General features: G+C 35.7%; 4 protein-coding genes and 2 tRNA genes. 1 reads left to right on the top strand and 5 read right to left on the bottom strand.

From position 1 onward, the window contains the following. Window positions 1-178: 178 nt before the first annotated feature. Together BN338_RS05960 and BN338_RS05955 are read right to left on the bottom strand one after the other, a co-directional pair. Window positions 179-252: transfer RNA gene (locus tag BN338_RS05960), tRNA-Gly, on the bottom strand. A gap of 31 nt (window positions 253-283) precedes the next feature. After that, window positions 284-367 (bottom strand) — tRNA-Tyr (locus tag BN338_RS05955). A 204-nt stretch (window positions 368-571) separates the two neighbouring features. Between BN338_RS05955 and BN338_RS05950 the strand changes: the two genes are divergently transcribed. Continuing rightward, complete coding sequence (locus BN338_RS05950) at window positions 572-1,402, top strand: TrmH family RNA methyltransferase (protein WP_039759992.1); 831 nt, start codon at window positions 572-574, stop codon at window positions 1,400-1,402. Between the two features lie 3 nt (window positions 1,403-1,405). Here the strand turns inward: BN338_RS05950 and BN338_RS05945 are convergent, their stop codons facing one another. The 3 genes from BN338_RS05945 to BN338_RS05935 all read right to left on the bottom strand — a co-directional run bounded on the left by BN338_RS05945 (window position 1,406) and on the right by BN338_RS05935 (window position 4,362). Continuing rightward, window positions 1,406-2,131 (bottom strand): rhomboid family intramembrane serine protease, encoded by a 726-nt coding sequence (locus BN338_RS05945; RefSeq protein ID WP_039759988.1) that lies wholly within the window; start codon window positions 2,129-2,131, stop codon window positions 1,406-1,408. A 1,321-nt stretch (window positions 2,132-3,452) separates the two neighbouring features. Next, window positions 3,453-3,875 carry a DUF2155 domain-containing protein gene (locus tag BN338_RS05940; protein WP_198003686.1) on the bottom strand — a complete coding sequence of 141 codons (423 nt, stop codon included), beginning with the start codon at window positions 3,873-3,875 and terminating at the stop codon, window positions 3,453-3,455. An 88-nt stretch (window positions 3,876-3,963) separates the two neighbouring features. Beyond that, entirely contained in the window at window positions 3,964-4,362 is a 399-nt protein-coding gene (locus BN338_RS05935) for an NADH:ubiquinone oxidoreductase subunit NDUFA12 (protein WP_039759983.1), read from the bottom strand. Window positions 4,363-4,487 lie beyond the last annotated feature (125 nt).

The raw sequence follows: 4,487 nt of genomic DNA, 5'->3' as shown, positions 1-4,487 counted from the left end.
CGCTATTAATCTCTTGTTTTTTCTCTATCTTCGTTAGCACCTAAAAATAGATCCACAGAACTGAATCCAACTGGACCTTACACAGCCCAATCACACACCCCTTAGACGAGAAATCCCGCCCACTTTAATAATGGAATATCTTCCATCATACGTATTTGCCTAATCGCCAACAACCATTTGGAGCGGGTAGCGGGAATCGAACCCGCATATTCAGCTTGGAAGGCTGCTGCTCTACCATTGAGCTATACCCGCATGACCTACATACTCACTCTACTTCGATGAATGGTGGAGGGGGTTGGATTCGAACCAACGTAGCATACGCAACGGATTTACAGTCCGCCCCCTTTAACCACTCGGGCACCCCTCCATTACACCGGCAAAGTCGCACGATGAGGCATCACGACAATCATATCGAAACCCATTCAATTCAATCTGATTGCGAAGTGGTTATGACGATTACGATTGTATCTGTCAACAGAATAAATACAATTCTGTACAAATTTCCTACTCATATCTTTAAATCATAGAATTTTTCTAGCTATTTTTCTTATTAAAACGCTATAAAGAAGTTATGAAAGAAAAAATATCACAAAATTCTCATTATGCTCGTTTACGTCGCCGCTATCGCGATACAAAAGGCTCTCCTGCTCGATCTTCTAAAAACTTGAAAAAGAAAACCGCTTTTTTACAGCAAGGGACAATCTATCTTTATGGTATTCATTCCGTTCAAGCTGCTTTAAAAAACCCAAAAAGAATTTTTAAATGCCTTTACGTTACACAAAATGCCTTAAAACGATTAAATATATCCGAATCAGATTATCCCTGCCCTGTAACATTATGCACCCCAAAATATCTTGATTCGCTTGTTGGAAGTGAGGCAGTTCATCAAGGAATTGTTTTGGAAACTTCTCCTCTCAAACCATGCAAACTATCGGAACTAACTAGTACTGATCTGGTCGTTGTCATGGATCAAATTACTGATCCACATAATGTTGGTGCTATTATGCGCTCTGCTGTTGCATTTAAAGCTAAGGCACTTATCACCACTTGCCGTCACTCTCCCCACGAAAGTGGCGTTCTTGCGAAAGCAGCATCAGGAGCTCTGGAAATGATTCATTATATTACCGTACGAAACCTCGCTGAAACTCTTCAAGAACTCCATCAAACAGGTTTTACAAGCTTTGGTCTTGATTCAGAAGGAGATCAACCTCTAGAAACAACATTAACAGGGAATAAAATTGCTCTTGTTTTAGGAGCAGAAGGTAAAGGCTTACGAAAAAAAACACGTGAAACCGTTTGCGCTCTAGCACGCCTTGACATGCCTGGAAATATTAAATCATTAAATGTTTCGAACGCAGCAACAATAGCGCTTTATGTGGCGCATAAATATCTTAGATTCTAGTTTTTAATTTTTTTGTGAACCATCAAAAAAACCAACCAACAAAAACCCCGCTAAAAACCCGCCAATATGTGCTTCCCATGCTATTGAGATACCATTTTTTTCAAACAGAACGGAAGAAATACCTATGATAAAATCAGCCACGAGCCATACACTTATGTAAATAAGTACGCCCTTGGAACAAAGGGCTTTTTTGATGGATAATAAAGCCCCCAGAGGTTTTTCTTTCTGCGTATTGACACCTAAATAGCGGCTAGGGAAACCGTAACGTGCAATAGCCCCCATCATTCCAGATACGGAACCGGATGCCCCAACAAGTGATATGATACTTTCTTGGTGAAATGTAAAATAAGTCAAAACAGAAATAACTGCCGTTAACACCCAAAAAACTAAAAAATGTAAAACACCAAAATGCCTTACTAAAGGAGAACCAAAAACCAAAAGCCAAACCATATTAAGGGCAACATGTTTAAAACTACCATGCATAAATGAATAACTCACCATGGTATAAAAAAACGTAATAGGATCCGTCTTAAACAACGCTGGTGTAAATGAAAAAAACTCAAGGCTTTCAATATAAAGCTGATGAGAAAAAAAATACTGAGGAATACAATAAATACAAAAACAAAACGCTATCAAGACAACAATGATAAGTGGAACATTCAATAAAGGTTCTTTAGGTTGTTTCGGCAATTGGGAAACATTCTTATATTGATGACTAGAAACTTTCATTATATAAAATCTCATATTTTTAACTGGTTATTCTTTACACAGAATAAAGATGCCGTACCCTGTGATACGGAAACTTCTCACGCCTCTGAGAGGGCTCCCTTTTTAAATCTTCAATAGCTCACCGTAAAAATACGTGTCTCTTATACAAAAGACTTTTTAAAGTATGGATAATCAAAAATATGATTGACAAAATGAATGATATCCAGCTTATTGAAATGTGAAGTTTTTCAATGCAATATACAAGAGCTTATGAACAAACAAACTTAATTATAAAGCACTCTATCACAAAAATGTACAATACATAAATGTTGCTTTTTGCTAGAAATATACCAATTTTTGCGTTTCTTTAATCACGCTATACTTCAATTGAAACCTTAAATAATCTTAGATCTCAATTGTTCCAACAACAGAGATTGAATTGCTTCTACTTTTTGAATAAAAAACTCCATGAGAATAAAAGTCCACCCAAGACATTTGTTTTCTTTTGATATAATCATTGATTTTTTATAAATGATGTATTCGATATTCTGTTTTCTCATAAAATCAACTTTTTGATTTATAGTGATAATTTAATTTTATTCCTACTGCGTTAGAGCTTTAAATATCGTAAGATTCTCTCACCTCAAACCTGTCTATATTGAAACAATCAAAACCATTCGCTTGCACATTACAAGTGAGAAAAGCCGTATTGATAAAAATTGTACAAGAGAGGAATAAGAATGACTCTTACGAAGATTCTTAAGTGCTAAGGAGCAATCTGCAACTTAGGATTGACAAAGTGTGCAATAATATCTTCTTGCTCCTTCACAAGCATAAAGATAGGAAATACTCAATGTATTTATCATCATACACCATTCATGTGGGCACCGTAGCGGAATGGATGTGATGAGCCTTAAAGAGATCTCTTTTAAATACACCCCTAAATTATAATATAATCGCGTTCTGTTCTTCATAAAGGGTGTGATCTTATTCCGTACAAAAGAATCAGTTCATCTCTTGGATAAATATAAACAAACCTTTTATTTCTACCTCTAACAGATATATTCAAGAATTATCTCCTATAGAACGCTCTAAAAAACAATACGTTGATTTGCATAGAGTATCCTTGGATTTAAAAGGTTCATGAGAGAAACTTTCACTCCTTTCTTAAACAGAAATACCCACACATTCACCGCTGTAACGAATAAGGCAATTGTTTTGATTGTTTCAATATAAGAAAATTTGAAATGAAAAAATCATAGAGATCCAAACCTCTCATTCAAATTGTAAAATGATAAATCATTATTATAAATCGATGTATTAAAAATAGATAATACACTAATCATTGAAGAGGTATTTGAAAACTCTGCTTGCAATCTTTTAACCACACATCATAAATAGGATGCTCAACAGCATTTAAACCAGGACTATCTGCAAACATCCATCCTGTGAAAATACGCCGTACTTTTTTATCTAATGTTATTTCATTAACTTCAACAAAGCCTGTTGTACGCGTTGGCTCATCTTTAGAACTCGTATAACAAGCACGGGGGATTACCTGTAATGCACCGTACTGATAAATTTCACCAAGAGAAACTTCAAAACGTGTCGTCCGCCCCGTAATCTTATCAAGACCTGCAAAAATAGCAATTCCATTGCTAATACGTTCAGCCCGCACCCCACTATTTAAGGATAAAAACACTAAAATTTCCATTAAAAAAATATATATAAAATGCCTCAACCCTAACAATAAAAAAAATCTCATCATATCAAAATCAATCGCATCTTAAAAACAACTCTTGCCATAACATAGAATCAAATGAGACGAAAATACACGCGCTCATTAAAACATTTTATTTTTTAGGAAACCATGCATCATAATCTTCATGTACACAAGGACGCTCATCATTGTAAGGAATAGCTCCCTTTGGTCGATAAGCCTCACTTGTTCCTGTCATATTTGCGACATGAGGTTTTTCCCATTCATAGGGATGATAATCTTCTTGGGTTGGTGGATTATCAAAACGATGATGAATCCAGCCATGCCAACCTGGTGGAATAGTAGATGCTTCAGAATAATCTTTATAAATAACCCAACGGTGCGGATAACCATCCTTATGAAATCCCCCCTCATAATATATATTTCCAAATTGATCTTCCCCTATCCGCTTACCTTTACGCCATGTAAAAAAACGCGTACCGATAGTATTACCACTCCACCAAGTAAAGATTTGCTTAAAAAAACGGGCCATTCTTTATTCCATTTCTTCAGTATATTCATGAAATCAATCGTCGGAATATAATTATTAATGCGTAAAATTACAGAAAAAGTGACTGGTAAACTCACCTACAAACCCCATTGATGGGATAACTTGCT

Origin of the sequence: Bartonella queenslandensis AUST/NH15, from assembly GCF_000312585.1 — a bacterium.
GTDB classification, from domain to species: domain Bacteria; phylum Pseudomonadota; class Alphaproteobacteria; order Rhizobiales; family Rhizobiaceae; genus Bartonella; species Bartonella queenslandensis_A.
Note: the sequence above shows the minus strand (reverse complement) of the source record. Positions and strands in the feature narration are given on the sequence as shown.